At 68.1% G+C, this 17,255-nt stretch carries 16 protein-coding genes; 6 read left to right on the top strand and 10 right to left on the bottom strand.

The window, feature by feature from the left end:
* Positions 1–791: 791 nt before the first annotated feature.
* From G3W89_RS17850 to G3W89_RS17805, 10 genes are all read right to left on the bottom strand, one after another.
* Entirely contained in the window at positions 792–1,343 is a 552-nt protein-coding gene (locus G3W89_RS17850) for an MxaK protein (RefSeq protein WP_162575433.1), read from the bottom strand.
* Positions 1,340–2,338 (bottom strand): vWA domain-containing protein, encoded by a 999-nt coding sequence (locus tag G3W89_RS17845; RefSeq protein ID WP_162575432.1) that lies wholly within the window; start codon positions 2,336–2,338, stop codon positions 1,340–1,342. Before G3W89_RS17845 ends, G3W89_RS17850 begins: the two co-directional genes overlap by 4 nt.
* 7 nt (positions 2,339–2,345) lie before the next feature.
* Positions 2,346–3,263, bottom strand: a complete 918-nt coding sequence (locus G3W89_RS17840; protein WP_162575431.1) for a calcium incorporation protein MxaA — start codon at positions 3,261–3,263, stop codon at positions 2,346–2,348.
* On the bottom strand, positions 3,260–4,132 hold the full coding sequence (locus G3W89_RS17835) for a DUF58 domain-containing protein (RefSeq protein WP_162575430.1): 873 nt from the start codon (positions 4,130–4,132) through the stop codon (positions 3,260–3,262). Before G3W89_RS17835 ends, G3W89_RS17840 begins: the two co-directional genes overlap by 4 nt.
* A gap of 16 nt (positions 4,133–4,148) precedes the next feature.
* A complete protein-coding gene (locus G3W89_RS17830) occupies positions 4,149–5,168 on the bottom strand; it encodes an AAA family ATPase (protein WP_162575429.1) in 1,020 nt (339 codons plus the stop codon).
* 53 nt (positions 5,169–5,221) lie between these two features.
* Positions 5,222–5,581: a hypothetical protein gene (locus G3W89_RS17825; RefSeq protein ID WP_232076602.1), complete on the bottom strand. Its 360-nt coding sequence runs from the start codon at positions 5,579–5,581 to the stop codon at positions 5,222–5,224.
* A gap of 40 nt (positions 5,582–5,621) precedes the next feature.
* Positions 5,622–6,305, bottom strand: a complete 684-nt coding sequence (locus G3W89_RS17820; RefSeq protein ID WP_162575428.1) for a hypothetical protein — start codon at positions 6,303–6,305, stop codon at positions 5,622–5,624.
* Between the two features lie 11 nt (positions 6,306–6,316).
* Positions 6,317–7,216 carry a substrate-binding domain-containing protein gene (locus tag G3W89_RS17815; RefSeq protein WP_162575427.1) on the bottom strand — a complete coding sequence of 300 codons (900 nt, stop codon included), beginning with the start codon at positions 7,214–7,216 and terminating at the stop codon, positions 6,317–6,319.
* Positions 7,213–7,617 (bottom strand): c-type cytochrome, encoded by a 405-nt coding sequence (locus tag G3W89_RS17810; protein WP_162575426.1) that lies wholly within the window; start codon positions 7,615–7,617, stop codon positions 7,213–7,215. Before G3W89_RS17810 ends, G3W89_RS17815 begins: the two co-directional genes overlap by 4 nt.
* Positions 7,618–7,710: 93 nt before the next feature.
* A complete protein-coding gene (locus tag G3W89_RS17805; RefSeq protein ID WP_443083211.1) occupies positions 7,711–9,504 on the bottom strand; it encodes a methanol/ethanol family PQQ-dependent dehydrogenase in 1,794 nt (597 codons plus the stop codon).
* Between the two features lie 521 nt (positions 9,505–10,025).
* On the opposite strand from G3W89_RS17805, the gene G3W89_RS17800 reads away from it, so the two are divergent.
* The 6 genes from G3W89_RS17800 to G3W89_RS17775 all read left to right on the top strand — a co-directional run bounded on the left by G3W89_RS17800 (position 10,026) and on the right by G3W89_RS17775 (position 17,248).
* Positions 10,026–10,739: an ABC transporter ATP-binding protein gene (locus G3W89_RS17800; RefSeq protein ID WP_162575424.1), complete on the top strand. Its 714-nt coding sequence runs from the start codon at positions 10,026–10,028 to the stop codon at positions 10,737–10,739.
* A gap of 51 nt (positions 10,740–10,790) precedes the next feature.
* Complete coding sequence (locus G3W89_RS17795; RefSeq protein ID WP_162575423.1) at positions 10,791–11,786, top strand: PQQ-dependent catabolism-associated beta-propeller protein; 996 nt, start codon at positions 10,791–10,793, stop codon at positions 11,784–11,786.
* On the top strand, positions 11,783–12,961 hold the full coding sequence (locus G3W89_RS17790; protein WP_162575422.1) for a branched-chain amino acid ABC transporter substrate-binding protein: 1,179 nt from the start codon (positions 11,783–11,785) through the stop codon (positions 12,959–12,961). Before G3W89_RS17795 ends, G3W89_RS17790 begins: the two co-directional genes overlap by 4 nt.
* Complete coding sequence (locus G3W89_RS17785) at positions 12,943–13,824, top strand: ABC transporter permease (RefSeq protein ID WP_162575421.1); 882 nt, start codon at positions 12,943–12,945, stop codon at positions 13,822–13,824. The genes G3W89_RS17790 and G3W89_RS17785 overlap by 19 nt, the downstream gene beginning before the upstream one ends.
* A gap of 100 nt (positions 13,825–13,924) precedes the next feature.
* A complete protein-coding gene (locus G3W89_RS17780; RefSeq protein WP_162575420.1) occupies positions 13,925–14,920 on the top strand; it encodes a Bug family tripartite tricarboxylate transporter substrate binding protein in 996 nt (331 codons plus the stop codon).
* A 15-nt stretch (positions 14,921–14,935) separates the two neighbouring features.
* Complete coding sequence (locus G3W89_RS17775; protein ID WP_162575419.1) at positions 14,936–17,248, top strand: TonB-dependent receptor; 2,313 nt, start codon at positions 14,936–14,938, stop codon at positions 17,246–17,248.
* Positions 17,249–17,255: the final 7 nt, after the last annotated feature.

Raw genomic sequence — 17,255 nt, 5'->3', positions numbered from 1 at the left:
TTGCTTCGCCAAAAGAAAGTAACCAAAGAAAAGGCGACCCCACTGCGCGTGACCCTCCGCTTCGCTACGGGCAACCTGCGGTGCTCGCTTTACGCGGGGTCCGCGCAAACTCGCCTGCGGCTCAAACACGCGCGGCCCTTTTTCCGCGAAAAGCTGCGCTCCTCGGCACGCGCAGAGGGGATTGGAGACCGGTCGGGCCATCGCTTCGCTCGGCCACCAACGGCCTCGCTGCGCAAGGCCTGGAATAGGTGCGTGCGTCTGCGTGCGAACGGGAGCACGCGCATGTGCGTCGCCACAAGCACGCGCTTGTGCTCGTGCTCGTGCTCGTGCTCGTGCTCGTGCGAGTTCGTATTCGTGGGTGTGCGTATGCGTATGCGTGTGCATGTGCGCGACAGCCAATGTGAGCGAGGACCAGGAGCTCACGCGCACCTGCATTCCACACAAGGACGCGCCATGGCGCGTTGAATTCCAAGTCCCCTCTGGCCGCGCCGAGGAGCGGAGCTTTTCGCGGATCAGGGCCGCGCGTGTTTGAGCGCAGCGAGTTTGCGCGGACCCCGCGAAAAGCGAGCACCGCAGGTTGCCCGTAGCGAAGCGGAGGGTCGCGGCCAGTGGGGTCGCCTTTTCTTTGGTTACTTTCTTTTGGCGAAGCAAAAGAAAGTGACTCGGCTGCCGGGACGACGACCCGGCTCCAGCCTCAAACCAAGCACAAGGTAAGGATCGACACCCTGGCGCCCCCACCCCAACCCACCCCCGGAGGAAAAGCAAGCAACACCCAGAGAGCAAGGCCCGGCTCACGGCAAATCCCCCGCAACAAACCCCGGAACCCGCACCCGCCGCTGCTCCACCGACTGCTGCTGCTCCGCCGAAAAAGCCTCCTGCTCCTCCGGCGCCAACCTCAGCGCCCGCTCCAGGTTGTACCGCGCATCCCAGTCCTGCGGCGTCACGCGCAGCAGGTCGCGCAGCCGCTGCTTGCCCAATTCGAACAGCGGCTCCGCGCCGGCCTTCTGCGCAAGCCCTTGCCGCAGGTACATGTTGGCCAGATTGAACAGCGCCTGCTGCGCAACGGCATCGCGCTCGCCGCCCTGGATCAGCCCCGCATAGCCCTTGAGTGCCGCATCGTGATTGCCCGCCTTAGACAAGGCCAGCGCCTGCGCCAGCTGCAGCTCGCGCGGAGCCCGCAGGGGCAGGGCCGTGGCGTCCTTGCCCACCGGCTCGGCCGCGATGTGCGCGATCTCGGCGTTCAGCGCCGTCGTCCGATGCAAGTGCAGGCCGCGCTCCAGCACGGCGCCTGCACAGCACAGGCTCAGGAAGCCGAAGACGAAGTGCACGGTGCGCCGCTTCATGCCTTCCTCCAGCTCTGGAGCTGCAACGCGCGGCAGGCGAGCAGGCCGGCGCAGCACAGCATCGCCGCCACGTAGAAGGCGCCGCCGTAGTCCCGCCGCGGCACGCGCTCGTGGATGATCAGCGGAAAATTCTGCTGCCGGTCGATCTCGGCCATGGCAGCCGCCATCGCGTTGGAATCGTCCACCTGGTACAGCCGGTAGGGCGTGCTCAGGGTCTTGAAGAACTGGTGCAGTGCCAATTCCTCGCCCAGGCCGTAGGCGCTTGCGCTGTCGGTGTTGAGGTTTGGCGAGTTCGGGCCGCTGCGCACGTAGATCCAGTAGAGGCCGATCTTCTCGCGCGCAAGACCCGCGAGGACGCGCTGGCGCGTGGGCTCGTCGAGCTGGGCGCCGCCGTCCGAGACGATCAGGATCACGCGGCTGCCCGAGTAGCTGCGGTTCTCGAATTCCTCGATGGCCGCGAGGAGCGCGAGGCCCATGCGGGTTTCGGGCAGGCCGCGGCCGATCGCGCTGGCGGCAAGCGCGGCCTGCACGGTGTCCGTCTTCTGTGTGAAAGGCACCACGGCGATCGGCACCGTGCTGAAGGTCATGAAGGCAAAACGGTTGTCCGGGCGCTTCGCGACGAAATCGCTCAGCAGGTCGCGCACGACCTTGGCCTTGGGCTCCTGTGACATGCGGCCCGCGGTCTGCAGGCCGTTGGTGTGGACCGTCGCATCCATGCTGCTGCTGCGGTCCATCAGGATCAGCACCTCGGCGCCGCGGCCGGTGCGCTGCACCTGCGCGCCCGACTGCCCGGGGCCGGACAGCCCGAGCACGGCCAGCGCCATCGCGCCGACGGCAAAGGCTCGCCAGAGAAAGCCGAGCGCACGGCCGATGCGGTCGGCCGGCAGCCAGGCCAGGTACGAAAAGGCCAGCGTGTCGCTGCGCCTGCGCAGCAGCGGCAGCAGCGCGAGGGGCAGCAGGACCAGCATCCAGGGTTGAGAGAAGTCGAAGCGCATGCGTTGCTCAGTGCCGGTGCCGCTGCTCCGCATCGCGCAACGCCCGGCACAGCGGCTTGAGCGGATAGGACGGATCGGCCGCGGCCCCGTCGGCATCGGCCGCGAAGAAGCGCCGGGTGGATTCGCGATAGAAGTCTTCGAGCCGCGCCTGCAGCGGGCGGAGGTACGGTGCCTCTGCCAGCAGGCGCGGCACGCTGGCGCCGTGGATCACGTGCCCGGCGCTCGCGTTCAGTGCGCGGTGCACGACACGCCAGGCCTGCGGGCTTGCCGGGTCGTCGATGCGCTTGAGTTCACGCCACGCCTGCGCGAACGGAAGGCGCCGCGCTTCGCTCGCATTGCGCAGGGCCCACCAGGCCAGCCATGCCAGCAGCACGGCCACCCCTGCGGCGAGCGAGAGCCGGAGTTGCCGCTCGATGGAACCGGTCGGAAGTGCGGCAACCGCACGGTCCGGGCGCAGCGGCTGCAGATCGCCCTGGCCGAACGCCTCCGGCGGCGTCAGCGGCGCAACGCTGACCGGCCAGGCGGACAGTGCAAGTGTCGGGCCGGATGCGGTCGCGAGGCTGAGCGCCGGCAGCGTGACGGCACTGAGCGCGCGCGGCGCGTTGATGAGTTGGTAGTCGATCGCGAGCCAGCGCCGTCCCTGGGCATCTGTCTCGATCCGCGGCGGCCTGCGCTCCAGCCAAAGGTCGACGCGCGTGGCGGCAGGAAGGGCGCCTGGCTGGAGCGGGCGGCCCGCGTGCTCGAGCAGCACGCGCTGGGTCAATACATCGCCCAGCACATGACCGAAGGCCCGCGGCTGCTCGACCGTCGCGGCGACGGCGACGGCGACGGCGGCGCCCGCGGGCGCTGCCGGTTCGTCGCTCGCTGCGAGCCCCCCGGCGCCGCCGAGCGCCGCCGCGAGCATCGCCGCCCGCAGCGCCTTCATGCCGCGTTCTCCATGAAGTAGCGTGTGAGGGCTTCGGCGTCGAAACGGCCGTGCAGGTGAAAGGGCGGCATGCCGTGCGAGCCGAACAGGGCGTCGAGCTCGGCGCGCCGCATCGCGACGGCATCGCGCCACCGCGTGCGCAGCGACTCGCGCATCCACAAGCTGCGCCGCACCCCCGTTTCGGCATCGCTGAGCGCGACCAGCGCGCGCGCGGGCGGCGGCTCTGTCTCGGCCGGGTCCCAGGCCACCACCGGTACGACGCAGGCCGGCGCGAGCTGGTCGAGCAACTCGCCCAGGCCGTCAAGCGGCCAGTGGAAATCGGAGGCGAGGAACACCAGGCCGCCGCGGCCCACCAGGGGTTCGGTCGTGCGCCGCAGCCCCGCGAGTGCGCCACCTTGCGGCACCGCGCCGAGCGGCGCACGGCAGTCGCGCAGCGTGCGCGCCATCAGGCCGCCGTTGCCTCGGCTGTGGCGCGCGGGCACGAAGAGGTCGTCGCGCTCGCGCAGGTCGAAGGCCAGCAGGCCCACCGAGTCGCCGCTGCGGAATGCGCTGTAGCCCAGCGCCTCCGCAAGGTCGGCCACCACGTCGAGCTTGCGCCTGTCGGCGCCGAAATGCATGGAGGCCGAGACATCCGCCACCAGGTGAACCGGGATCGCGACCCGCAGCCGATGAATGCGCACCAGCCAGTCGCCTCGGCCTTCGCGAACGCTGGCGCGCAGGTCGATACGCCGCGGATCGGGATGGTCGAAGAGGCGCCGGTGCGCGGCGAACTCCTGGCCGCTGCCCTGGCTCAGTCCGCGCTGCGAACCCGGGCGCCAGCCGCCGAAGCGGCGCGGCAGCTGGTAGTGGAATTCGTCGATGCGCTCCATCGCTGGCTCGGACGGTTCAGGGCGCGGCGACCTTGTCCGTGATCCCGGCCACCAGCGCCTCCGACAGTTCGGCCCGGCGCAGCTCGTAGACCGGCGTGAAGAAGATGCGGTGCCCCAGCACCGACGGCAGCACCGCCGCGAGGTCGGCGGGCTCCAGGTGCGTGCGCCCCTCGAGCCATGCCACGGTGCGCGCGGCCCGCAGCAGCGCGCTCATGCCGCGCGGGCTGGCGCCCGCGAGGATCAGGCGGTCCATGTCGACGCCATCGAGCCGGATGCCGAACTTCTGCGGTGTCTCGCTGGCTTCCCAGAGGTCGAGCACATAGCGCTCGATGGTCTCGCTGGCGCGCACCGTGCGCTGCACCTTCGCGCCGATGGCGTTGAGCCGGTCCCACGGGAGGATGGCGCAGGCCACCCTGTCGAGCAGGCCCTCCGTGTCGTGGAAGGCGGTGTCGAACACCAGCGCCTTCCGAACGGCGCGGTCCGAGGGCTTGGGCATGTTCAGCTCGAACATGAAGCGGTCGCGCGCCGCCGAGGCCAGCTCGAAGGTTTCTTCGCGCTCGACCTTGTTGCGGTCGGCGAACACCGTCATGTGCGGAAAGCTGTACTCGCGGTCGAAGGCGGAGACCGTGCGCTCGGCCATGGCGCGCAGCAGCAGCGACTGCACCTGCGGCCGTGCCCGGTTGATCTCGTTGAAGAAGAAGGTGACCAGGCGTTCGCCATGGCGCAGGAGGGGGCCGGGGTCGATGCGCGGTCGGCCCTGCGCGTCGACATAGGTGTGGTAGACCAGGTCGCCCGGCATCAGGTCGACCGTGCCCTCCACGCGTTCGAAGTCGCCGCCGATGGCGCGCGAGAAGGCGCGCAGCACGGTGGTCTTGCCGACGCCGACATCGCCTTCGAGCAGCACGTGGCCGCGCGCGAACAGCGCGACGTTGATGAGCCGGATCGTCTGCGTCTGCCCGATCACCGCTTTCGCGACCTCGGCTTCCACACGCAATGCCAGCTGGCGCCAGTCTTCGAGTTGTTCCTGGGAGTCCATACGCTTGTTTCCGGGCTCCTGAGTTCGAGTTCCTGATCGCGGCGCCCGGCGCCTCAAGGCCCGTTGGCCGGGCCGATGAAGCAGCCCTTGTTCACCTTGGCCTGCAGCGCGCGGTAGCGCTTGACGTCGGCCTGAAGCATTTCCGAGTCCCGGATGACGCCGCCCCGCTCGCCCCCGATGGTGGTGGCCTTGCTCGCCGTGCTCAGCTGCACGTACTGCGCATGCTTGACTTCCCTGGCGAGCGCATCGAGCGCGCACGAGCACTTGCTGGTCATCTCGAAGCTGCTGGTTCCGGGATGGGCGGCAATGCATTCCTGCACGTACAGCACGCGGTCCAGCGTGGGAAAGTCGTTCGCGGGCACGGCGGCATGCACGGCCATCGGCAGGCCGGACAGGCAGAGGATTCGGAGCATGTTCTTCATTGGCATTCGCTGGATCTCGAGAAAAGGCACCTTAGCGTGCCGGCGCCTGGGCACCATCGATGAGAAGTTCCTCGACCAGCAGCGGCTCGGCGATCGGGCCTTCGCCCTGGATCCGGGTCCGGATGCCGTAGACGCCGCCAGGCACCGCGGCCGAGAGCAGGAAGTGGTAGCTCTTGTTCGAGAACTTCTCGTACCTCGGCCGGTTCGGGTCGTCCAGGAAGGGGCTGAACACGATCTCCTTGCCGCTCACCGCGCGCCCGCGGTAGCGCATCGTCGCATCGCGCACTTCGGCGGACTGGTAGATCGCCATGCGCAGGCGCTTGCGGAAGTGATTCTCGGAGCCGCCCGTGAGCCGCTTCATCTCGCGTACGTCGTGCTCGAGGAAGTAGAGGATGACGGGGTTGGCCTCGGCTGCCGGCACGTCGGGCACCTGCAGCTTGCGCGCTCCGCTCAGGAACGCGCCCTTGGCATCGCAGCAGCCGCCTTCGGGCCTGGCGCTCAAGGCGACGGCGACGCGATCGGTGAAGGCCTCTTCGAGGCTGCCGGTCTTGCTGAAGGTGTAGCGCAGCTGCGTGGGCGCCTGCAGCGTCCGCAGCTGGGGCGTCATGAACAGCAGGCGCTCCGCGGGGGAGAAGTCGGGCCTGTCCCGCTCGGCCCCGGAGGCCGGCGACGAAGCGAGCAGGAGGCACAGCGAAGCGGCAGTGGCGAAGCGCATCGAACACCTGTTCAGTTGGTAGGCGCCCCGAAAGACGCATCGACCAGCGGAACCCCGTACTCCTTCAGGATCGCCTGGATCTCGGGCCTCTTGGCGTCGATCAGGCTCTCGATCTGCTGCTTCCATTCGCGTTCGCCGTAGCGCACGCCCATGGCCATCTGGTAGTCGAGCCGGATGCCCTTTTCGGACTTCAGCGGGATCACGACCAGCGCCGGGTTCTTGGCGCGCTGCGCAAAGTAGCCGGCGATCGGGCCCCAGACGACGACGGCGTCGAGCTTGCCGCCGGCCAGGTCCTTCTCGACGATCTCGCCCGGATACTGGTCCGGGTCGGCGCTCATGAGCTTGTACGGGATGCCCTGTTCGAGCAGGCCGTGCCGGCTGAGCCATTGCGAGGCCGGCGAGCGGTCGTAGATGCCGATGCGCAGCGACTTCAGCTTGGCCGGGTCGAGCTTGAGGAAATCCTCCGCCGAGGCGACCTGGTCCATTCCCTTGCCCTTGGGGAAAACCAGCGCATACGTCGAGCGGTAGTAGGGCTTGGTGACGGAGACCTCGTCGAGGCCCACCGGCACGCCCATCACGACATCGCAGGGGTAGTCCTGTCCCGGCAGCTTGAAGCGCAGCGTGTTGCGAAAGAAGGCCAGCCGCTGCGGGAACGAGTAGTAGACGACGGGAAGCCCGAGCGCCTTGCCGAACAGCTCTGCGATGCGGTTCTCGATGCCCTCCGCCTTCGTGTTGGAGAAGGGCATGTTGTTCGGGTCCTGGCACACGCGGAACTCCTTGCGCGCCGGCGTGTCCTGGGCGAGGGCGGGAATCAGCGCGCAACAGCATGCGGCGCCCACCAGGCCCACCACGCCCGCGCGCATCCGGGCACCGAGGTGCCGGCGGCGGCCAGCGGGCTGCGGAACAGTCATTTGTCTTCTTCCACTCTGGCGCGTGTGATGGCGCCGTCGGAGCGGCCCTTGAGGTAGGCGTAGAGCTGGTTGATGTTGTCCATCACCATGGCGTTGTTGCCGAAGCTCTGCATGCCCTTGTCGAGCCGGCCGTCGCGCACGGTCTTGATGAAGTCTTCCTTCTTCATGGTCTTCAGGCTGTTGATCAGCGACGGGCCGACCAGGCCTTCCTGGTTGGCCCCGTGGCAGCGATCACACGCGGCGGAGCGCCACGTGCGGAAGCCCTTCATGGTTTCCGGGTCCACCTTGTAGCCCTCTTTCACCTTGTAGGGTGCCGGGTCTATCGCGGCGGCAGCCAGGGTGCAACCCACGCCGGCAATCAGGACAAGCGAAGGCAGCAACTTTGACGTACGAAATTTCATGGCTCCTGGGTCTCCGATATCTGGGAAAGTAGAGGGAGGGCACTCTCATGAGCACCCTCCCGGGCCCGCATGGCGCGGGCCGCTGATGGCGAGTCAGTTGCCGGCCGCCGTGCCCGTTCCGGGCAGTGCGAACACGGTCAGGGAGCCGCCGAGCTCGGTGTACTGGCTCAGCTCCTTGTAGCCGCCGACAGCGCCGAGTCCTTCGGTGCTCTTCTCCGGATCGATGCCGGCTGCCATCCCGATCCCGGCCCAGCCGCCGATGCCGGAGAAGACGCCGACGTACTGCTTGCCCTTGTGCTCATAGGTGAACACGTTGCCGATGATGCCGGACGGCGTCTTGAACTTGAAAAGCTCCTTGTTGATGTCCTTGGCATCGACGCACTTGAGGTAGCCCTCGAGCGTGCCGTAGCAGGAAATCCCGCCGGCGGTGTTCAGCGCACCGCTCCACACCGAGAACTTCTCGGCCTTGCTTTGCACGATCTTGCCGGTGCCGGCGTCCCACGCGATGTAGTTGCCCATGCCGCCGTGGCTTCCCGGCGTCGGGTACATCGAGAGGGTGGCGCCGACATACGGCTGGCCGGCCGTGTACTCGACCTTGAACGGCTCGTAGTCCATGCAGACATGGTTCGTCGGCACGTAGAAGAGCTTGGTGTTGGGGTCGAAGGAAGCCGGTTGCTGGTCCTTGCTGCCCAGCGCTGCCGGGCAGACGCCCTTGGTGTTGACGTCGGGGCCGTTCTTGGCGGTGGAGTACTTGGCCACCACTTCCGGCCGGCCGGTCTTCATGTCGACGTGCGTGGCCCAGTTCACCTTCGGGTCGTACTTCTCGGCCACCAGGAGCGCGCCGGTGACGCGGTCCAGCGTGTAGCCGAAGCCGTTGCGGTCAAAGTGCACCAGTGCCTTCGTCGGCTTGCCCTTGACGTTGATGTCCGCCAGGATCATCTCGTTGACCCCGTCGAAGTCCCATTCGTCGTAAGGCGTCATCTGGTAGACCCAGTTGACCTTGCCGGTGTCCACGTCGCGCGACCAGATGCTCATCGACCACTTGTTGTCGCCGGGTCGCTGCGCGGGGTTCCAGGTCGACGGATTGCCGCTGCCGTAGTACACGGCGTTGGTGGCCTTGTCGTAGCTGTACCAGCCCCAGGTGGTGCCGCCGCCGATCTTCCACTGGTCGCCCTGCCAGGTCTTCAGCGAGGAGTCCTTGCCGACCGGCGCGAGCTTGCCGTCGGTCCAGGTCATGGTCTTCGCGGGGTCGATCAGCATTTCTTCGTCCGGCCCGGTGCTGTAGCCCTTCCAGGCCAGCTTGCCGTCCGAGACGTTGTAGGCAGCCAGGAAGCCACGCACGCCGAACTCGCCGCCGCTGATGCCGGTGATGACCTTGTCCTTGAAGACGTGCGGCGCATTGGTGTTGGTGGCGCCGACCTTCGGATCGCCGTTCTTCACCGTCCACACCACCTTGCCGGTCTTGCTGTCGAGCGCCACCAGCGTGGTGTCGGCCTGCTGCAGGAAGACCTTGCCCTCGGCATAGGCCAGGCCGCGGTTCACCGTGTCGCAGCACATGACCGCGATCACCGACTGGTCCTGCTTCGGCTCGTACTTCCACAGGATCTTCTGCGTGTCGACGTCGAGTGCGAACACCTTGTTCGGGAATGGCGAGTGCAGGTACATCGTGCCGTCGACCACCAGGGGCGAGCCCTCGTGGCCACGCAGCACGCCGGTCGAGAAAGTCCATGCGACCTGCATCTTTCCGACGTTGCTCTTGGTGATCTGGTTCAGCTTGCTGTAGCGCTGGTTGAACATGTCACCCGCTTGCATCGCCCAGTTTTTCGAATTCGCGATGTTTTTCTCGACGTCGGCATTGGCAAACGCCAGGGCCGGGAGAGCCAGCATCGCGACGCCGACGTGCCGTGCGAGACGGCCGACGATCTGCCTGGAAAACTTCATAAATGTCTCCTCACATTTCACAGTGGGTATCGAACACGGATTGGCGAAGGCTGCGGACCGCAACATCCATGCCCACCCTTGCCGCCGCACTCGCGCCGGGTTCGCGGGTGCGGCGGGACTGCAAGTGCGCGCTGTCTCGTCTGTCGCAGCCGGTCTTGGAAGTTGCAGGGGGACCCTTGCGATCCAAGGGAAAACCCGAGCATTCGGCGCTTCTCGGCCGCGTCGGCCGTCACGCATTGCAGCGGCGTTGCGCCGGGTGGGCGTCCAAATTTGGCGCAAAGTGTCTCGCGTCAAACACGGATGACCCTGGGCACAGCATGCCCAGGCGGCTGGATGCGCAGACGCGTAGGACGAATTCCTGTGTGAGCGCTGCATCGCTTCGAGGCACAGAATTTGCGGATTGAATGTGAAGCCCCATGCACTCGACCCCTGACACTCCGACAGCCCCACATGCACCTTCGGCCTCCATGCTGCGAACCATCGACCTGACCAAGCGCTATGGCACGCGCACGGCCCTGCAGTCCTTGTCCTTGCGCGTGCCCGCAGGCCAGTTCGTGGCGCTGCTGGGGCCCAACGGCGCCGGCAAGTCGACCTTGTTCCAGGTGCTGACCGGCATGTTCGCAGCCGACGAAGGCGAGGTCGAGGTGGCGGGCCATTCGCTGCGGCATGCCGCGACCGCTGCGCTCAGGCACATCGGCGTCGTGTTCCAGCAGATGTCGCTCGACCTCGACCTGAGCATCCGGCGCAACCTGCTGTTCCAGGCCGACCTGCATGGCCTGCCGCGGCGCCTGGCGCAGGAGCGCATCGCCTTTGCCTGCGAGCGCTTGAACATCGACGCCGACCTGGACCGAAAGGTGCGCGAGCTGTCGGGTGGGAACCGGCGCAAGGTCGAACTGGCGCGCGCGGGCCTGCATCGCCCGGCCGTTCTGCTGATGGACGAAGCCACCGTCGGGCTGGACCCGCAATCGCGCCAGGATCTGCTGGCCGCCCTGCGCGCGGACGTGCGCGAGCGCGCGGTGTGCGTGCTGTGGGCGACGCACCGGGTGGACGAGGCCGAGCAGGCGGACCGCGTGCTCGTGCTGCACAAGGGCTCGCTGCTGGCGGACGGCACGCCGGCGGAGGTGACGCGCGAGCTCGGCGGCGACACACTGGAGGAGGGCTTCATCGCGCGTACCCGTTGAATCCGAGAACCGAAGAACAAGAGAGAGAGAGAGAGAGAGACATAAATGGACATGCAAAGACTTCTGCTTTCGACTCCGGCTGCGCTGCTTCGCGCGGCGGCCGGCGCACTGGCCCTGGCCGCGGCGAGCCAGGCCGCGCTGGCGCAAGGCGTTGCCTACGTCTCCAGCGAGAAGGACAGCGCGCTGACCGTGATCGACCTCGGCACGCTGGCCGTCAAGGGCACGATCCCGACCTGCAAGCGCGCGCGCCATATCCAGCTCACGCCCGAGCGCCAGCTGATGGTCGCCTGCACCGACTCGAACGAGGCCGATGTGATCGACCCTGCCAGCGGCAAGTCGGTGCGGCGCATTCCGCTGGGCGACGAGCCCGAGGCCTTCGACATGTCGCCGGACGGCAAGGTCATCTATGTCTCGAACGAGGATGCGGGCGAGGCCAGCTTCATCGACGCGGCCAGCGGGAAGAAGCTGCGCTCGGTCAAGGTGGGCGCGGAGCCGGAAGGCGTCAAGGTGAGCGCCGACGGGAAAACCCTGTACGTCACCTCCGAGGTGGCGAGCCTGGTGCACGTGATCGACACCGCGAGCGGCAAGGTCATCAAGAACATCCGGGTCGGCAAGCGGCCACGGCGGATGGCGATCACGCCCGACGGCAAGGAGCTGTGGGTCACCAACGAGCTGGGGGCCAGCGTCAGCATCGTCTCGACCGCGACCCATGAGGTGGTCGGCACCGTGAAGTTCGAGCTCAAGGGTGCTCGCGCCGAGGACATCACGCCCGTCGGCATCCAGATGACCCGGGACGGCCGCCGTGCCTTCGTCGGATTGGGGCGTGCGAACCACGTCGCCTTCGTCGACGTGGGGAGCCGAAAGGTGGGCTCGCTGGTGCTGGTCGGCAAGCGCGCCTGGAACGTCACGCTGGACAAGGCGGAGGCGCGGTTGTACGTGGTCAACGGGCTGAGCGATGATGTGACGGTGGTCGACGTCGCCGGCGCCAAGGCCCTCAAGAGCATTCCGGTCGGACGCGTGCCCTATGGACTCGTGATCGTTGAATGAGGAAGCGCACACCGGTTGTCCTGCTTTCGCTTGCTGCCTTGGCGGCGCTGCTCGCCGTGGGTGCACCTGTGGACGCGGCGGTGCTCAAGGCCACGCTGATCACGCCGTCGGACGACCCGCGCATGGAGCGCACGCGCCTCGAGCGCGCCTACCTCGGGCATCCGGGCGGCCCGGCCACGGAGGGCCTGCAGCTGGCGGTGGACGAGGCCAGCTTCGAACTCGAAGCTGCCGGCGCCGGCGTGGCGCTGGCCAGCGTGACGGCCGCGTCGGTCGATGCGGCGCGCGCGGCAGCGGTGGCGGCCGAGAAGAACGGCGCTGCCGTGCTCGTGACCGATCTGCCAGCCGAATGGACGCTGGCGGTCGCGGATGCGGTGAAGCTGCCGGTGCTGAACCTGGGCGATGCCTCGGACCGCTTGCGCCAGCAGGACTGCCGCGCGCGGCTGTTCCATCTGATTCCGAGCGAGCGCATGCGCAGCGATGCCCTGGCCCAGACGCTGGTGTCCCGCAAATGGAGCAAGGTGCTCCTGCTGGTGGGCGCTGGCCCGCAGGATGGTCCGCGCGCCGCCACCGCGCAGGCGTCGATCAAGCGCTACGGGCTGCAGCTCGTGGGCAGCAAGCCGTTCAAGCTCTCGGCCGACCCGCGCGAGCGTGACCTGGCCAACCCGCTGCTGCTGACGGCGGGCAGCAACTACGACGCGGTGTGGGTGGTCGACAGCGACGGCGAGTTCGCCCGCACGCTGCCCTACCGCACCGTGCTGCCGCGCCCGGTCGTGGGCGACGGCGGCCTGGTGGCGCTGGCCTGGCACGCGCAGTTCGAGCGCTATGGTGCGCCGCAGGTGTCGCGGCGTTTCTCGAAGGCTGCGAAGCGCCCGATGACCGCGCACGACTGGGCGGCGTGGATGGCCGGCAAGACGCTGACCGCCGCGGCCATCGCTGCGCCTGCCGGCCCCAACGTGGCCTGGGCGCAAGCGCTGGCGAAAGGCGCCATCGACGGTTCCAAGGGCACGGCCCTGAGCTTTCGCGCGTGGGATGGCCAGCTGCGCCAGCCGATGCTGCTCACCGACGGGCAGGGCGTGATCTCGCAAGCGCCGGGCGAAGGCGTGCTGCACCCGCGCGACGTGCTCGACACGCTGGGCGCGGATTCACCGGAGAAGCTATGTCCGAACGCGCGCTGAAGAATCTTCCCGAGGACGCGGGTGCCGAGCCGATCGCACGCCGCGGCCTCGGCCATGCCCTGCAGGCGATGCGCGCGATCATGCTGCGCGAGCTGTACAAGTTCTCGCAGCAGACCGGGCGCCTGGTGTCGGCCCTGGTGCGTCCGCTGCTGTGGCTCGCCGTCTTCGCCGCGGGCTTCCGCAACGTCTTCGGCGTGGCGATCGTCGAGCCCTACGACACCTACATTCCGTACGACGTCTACATCGTGCCCGGGCTGGTCGGCATGGTGCTGCTGTTCAACGGCATGCAGTCCTCGCTCGCGATGGTCTACGACCGCGAGATGGGCCTGATGCGCCTGCTGCTCACCGCGCCGCTGCCGCGGCCGTGGCTGCTGTTCTCCAAGCTGTGCGCCACCGCGCTGTTGTCGGTGCTGCAGGCGCTCGCGTTCGTGGTGGTGGCCGCGCTGATCGGCACCGAGCTGCCGCTGCTGTCGCTCGCCGGGCTGCACGCGCTGGCGGCGCTCGCGGCCGGCGCGCTGATGCTGGGTGCGCTGGGGCTGCTGCTGTCGGTGCACATCAAGCAGCTGGAGAACTTCGCCGGCACGATGAACTTCGTGATCTTTCCGATGTACTTCCTGTCGACGGCGCTTTATCCGCTGTGGAAGCTGCAGGAGTCGGGGGCGGACTGGGTGTACCAGCTGGCGCGCTTCAATCCGTTTACCTATGCGGTGGAGTGGATCCGGTTTGCGGTGTACGGGAAGAATCCGGGGGTGGCGCCTTATGTGGTGCTGGGGTGCCTGGTGGTGTTCTTCGGGCTGGCTTGTTGGGGGTACGACCCGCAGAGGGGGTTTGGGGGGTTGACTAAAAGGGGAGGGGGGGCGTGAGACCTTGTTTCGCTATTTTTTTAAGGTGCGCTTTGGTTGAGGCTGGAGCCGGCCTCGACAAAGCAGCAAGGCCAAAACAGAGCGCGGAGGAGCTCGCCCAGTGACCCTCCACGACCGCCCCAATCGACGCCGCTGGCTACAGCAAGCAGGCGCACTGGCCCTCGGTACGCTGCCGTTGCCCGGAGCAATGGCTTCCACCGAAACCTTCCCGTCCCGCGCCATCACCCTCTGGGTCCCCTGGCCCGCCGGCGGCGCAACCGACATCTCGCTTCGCCTGCTCGCCGAACTCGCCTCGGCCTCGCTGGGCCAGCCCGTGCTGACCGAGAACCGCGGCGGCGCAGGCGGCACGCTCGCCATGCCCGTCCTGCAGCAGGCGCGGCCCGACGGCTACACCATCGCCCAGATGCCGCAGACGGTGTTCCGTGTGCCCCACACGCAGAAGGTGCTGTGGGACCCGATCCGGGATGTGACGCCGCTCCTCCAGGTATCCAGCGTCACCTTCGGCGTGCTGGTCGCGGCCGGAAGTCCCGTCCGCTCCCTCGACGACCTGTTCGCATTCGCACGCGCGCACCCCGGCGAGCTCACCATCGCCACCAACGGCGTCGGCACCACGCCGCACATGGTGCTGGAGGAACTGTTCACCGCCCGCAGGCTGCGCTACATCCATGTGCCGTACAAGGGCACGGCCGAACAGTTGAATGCGATCGCAGGCGGGCAGGTGATGGCCGGCGTCAACTCGACCGGCTTCGGGCCGGCGGTGGATGCGGGCACGCTTCGGCTGCTGGTGACCTTCGGCGCCGAGCGCTCCAGGCGCTGGCCCGGGGTGCCGGTGCTGCGCGAGCTGGGCTTCGACATCGTGGCCACCTCGCCCTTCGGCCTGGCGGGGCCGCGCGGCCTGCGGCTGGGCGTGGTCAAGGTGCTGCACGATGCCTTCAAGAAAGCCATGTTCGACCAGCGGTTCAAGGACGAGCTGGCGAAGTACGACCAGGAGGTCGACTACCTCGGGCCGGAGGCGTACGCGCAGTCCTGCCGCGAGATCTTCGCGCAGGAGCGCGCCATGGTGGACCGGCTGGGCCTGGCCCGCACCGGGACCTGAAAGGAAATCCCCCCGATGAGCCGACCGAACCCGAAGACTCCACGCCGGCTGATCGCTCTGGCCATCGCTGCCACAGCAGGCCCCATGCAAGCACAGGCGCAAGGGCAGGCGCAAGGGCAGGCGCAAGCCGAATCGCGGGCCGTCCTGCCGACGGTGGAAGTGGTGGGGACCATGCCGGTACCGGGCACGGAGGTACCGAAGGACCACTTCCCCTCGAACGTGCAGACCGCGACCGACGCGCAGCTGCGCCGCGCACAGAGCCTGAACCTGCCCGATTTCATGTCGAGCCAGTTGCCGAGCGTCAGCGTCAACGAGATCCAGGGCAACCCCTACCAGCTCGACGTGAACTACCGCGGCTTCACCGCCAGTCCCCTGCTCGGGACGCCGCAGGGCCTGTCGGTGTACCAGGACGGCGTGCGCATCAACGAACCCTTCGGCGACGTGGTGAACTGGGACCTGATCCCGAAGGCGGCGATCTCCAGCATCACGCTGCTGCCGGGCTCCAATCCGCTGTTCGGCCTCAACACGCTCGGCGGCGCGCTGTCGCTGCAGACGAAGCGCGGCGACACGCATCCGGGCACCGAGCTCGAACTGCAGGCCGGCTCTTTCGGCCGGGTGAGCACCGAGCTCACGCACGGCCGCAAGCTGGCCGAGGGCGGACATCTCTTCCTGGCGCTCGGCGGGCTCAACGAAGACGGCTGGCGCGACCACTCGCCCTCGCGCGTGCGCCAGCTCTTCGCCAAGGTGGGGCAGGACCGGGGAAAGCTGTCCTGGGACCTGAGCTTCACGCACGGCGACAACACGCTGGTGGGCAACGGCCTGCTGCCCGAATCGATGCTCCTGCAGAACCGCAGGCAGGTCTACACGCGGCCGGACCGGACCGAGAACCGGATGTCGATGCTGACGTTCAATGCCAGCTACCAGCTGAGCGACCGGCAGACGATCTCGATGACGGCCTACACGCGGCGCTCGCGCTATTCGACGCTCAACGGCGACCTGAACGACGACTTCAGTCCGCCCGACGTGGAGGAGTCGGGCGTGGAGAACCGCAGCAGCACACGGCAGCACGGCGACGGCCTGGCGCTGCAGTCGAGCGTCACCGCAGGCATTCATCGCTTCACCTTCGGCGCTTCGGTGGACCGCGCGCGCACGCGCTTCGCGCAGACGCAGGCGGAAGGTTTCCTCGATCCGACGCGTGCGGTGGTGCCGCTCGAAGAAGCGGAAATCGACGCACTGCTGGCGGGCAGGAGCCGCACGGCCAGCCTCTACTTCCAGGACCTGGTGGCGCTCAGGCCCGACCTGCAGCTCAGCCTGTCGGGCCGCTTCAACGATACCCGTGTGACGACCCGTGACGAAGGGCGGTCCCAGCTCGGCCTTTCGACACAGCTCGATGGCGAGGGCCGCTATCGCAAGTTCAATCCGGCCGCCGGCATCACCTGGCAGGCCACGCCGCGGTTGACGGCCTACGGCGGCTGGAGCCAGGGCAACCGGGCACCGAGCCCGATCGAGCTGGGATGCTCCGACCCTGCGAACGCCTGCGTGCTGCCGAATGCGCTGCAGTCGGACCCGCCGCTGAAGCAGGTGGTGTCGCAGACTTTCGAAACCGGCCTCAGAGGCACCCTCGAATCCGGGATGCGTTGGAACGCCTCGGTGTTCCGCACCGTCAACAAGGACGATCTGCTGTTCGTCAGCAGCGGGCTCTCGCGCGGCTACTTCAGCAACTTCGGACGCACCCTGCGCCAGGGAGTGGAACTCGGGCTTGGCGAGCAGACGGGCGCCCTCGACTGGTCCTTGTCGTACAGCTACCTGCGGGCGAGATACGACTCGCCGGCATGCCTGGTGTCGGAGTCGAACAGCAGCGCGGAGAGCAGCCCGGCCTGCACCGGCGAAGGCGAGATCGCGGTGCGGCCCGGCGACCGGCTGCCCGGCCTGCCGGCGCACCAACTGAAGTTCAACGTCGACTGGCGGGTGACGCCGGCGTGGACGATCGGTGCCCAGTACCGCGCCTACTCGCACCAGACCGTGCGCGGCAACGAGAACGGCCTGCACACGCCCGATGGGGCCGCGTTCTCCGGCAGCGGCCGGCTCGGCGGCTATGCGCTGCTCGACCTCACGGCGAGCTGGAAGCCGCGCCCTGGCGTCGAGCTCTTCGCGAAGGTGGCGAACCTGTTCGATCGTCGCTATGCCAGCGCCGGGCAGCTCGGGCGCAACGGCTTCGATGCCGCCGGCGCGGTGTTGCCGCCCGAGGCCTGGCGCAACGAGCAGTTCGTGGCGCCGGGTGCGCCGCGCGCGGTGTGGCTCGGCGTGCGGCTGCAGCTTGGCGCCTGACGCCTGA

Origin of the sequence: Variovorax sp. PBL-H6 (assembly GCF_901827155.1) — a bacterium.
In the GTDB taxonomy this organism is placed as follows: Bacteria; Pseudomonadota; Gammaproteobacteria; order Burkholderiales; family Burkholderiaceae_C; genus Variovorax.
Note: the sequence above shows the minus strand (reverse complement) of the source record. Positions and strands in the feature narration are given on the sequence as shown.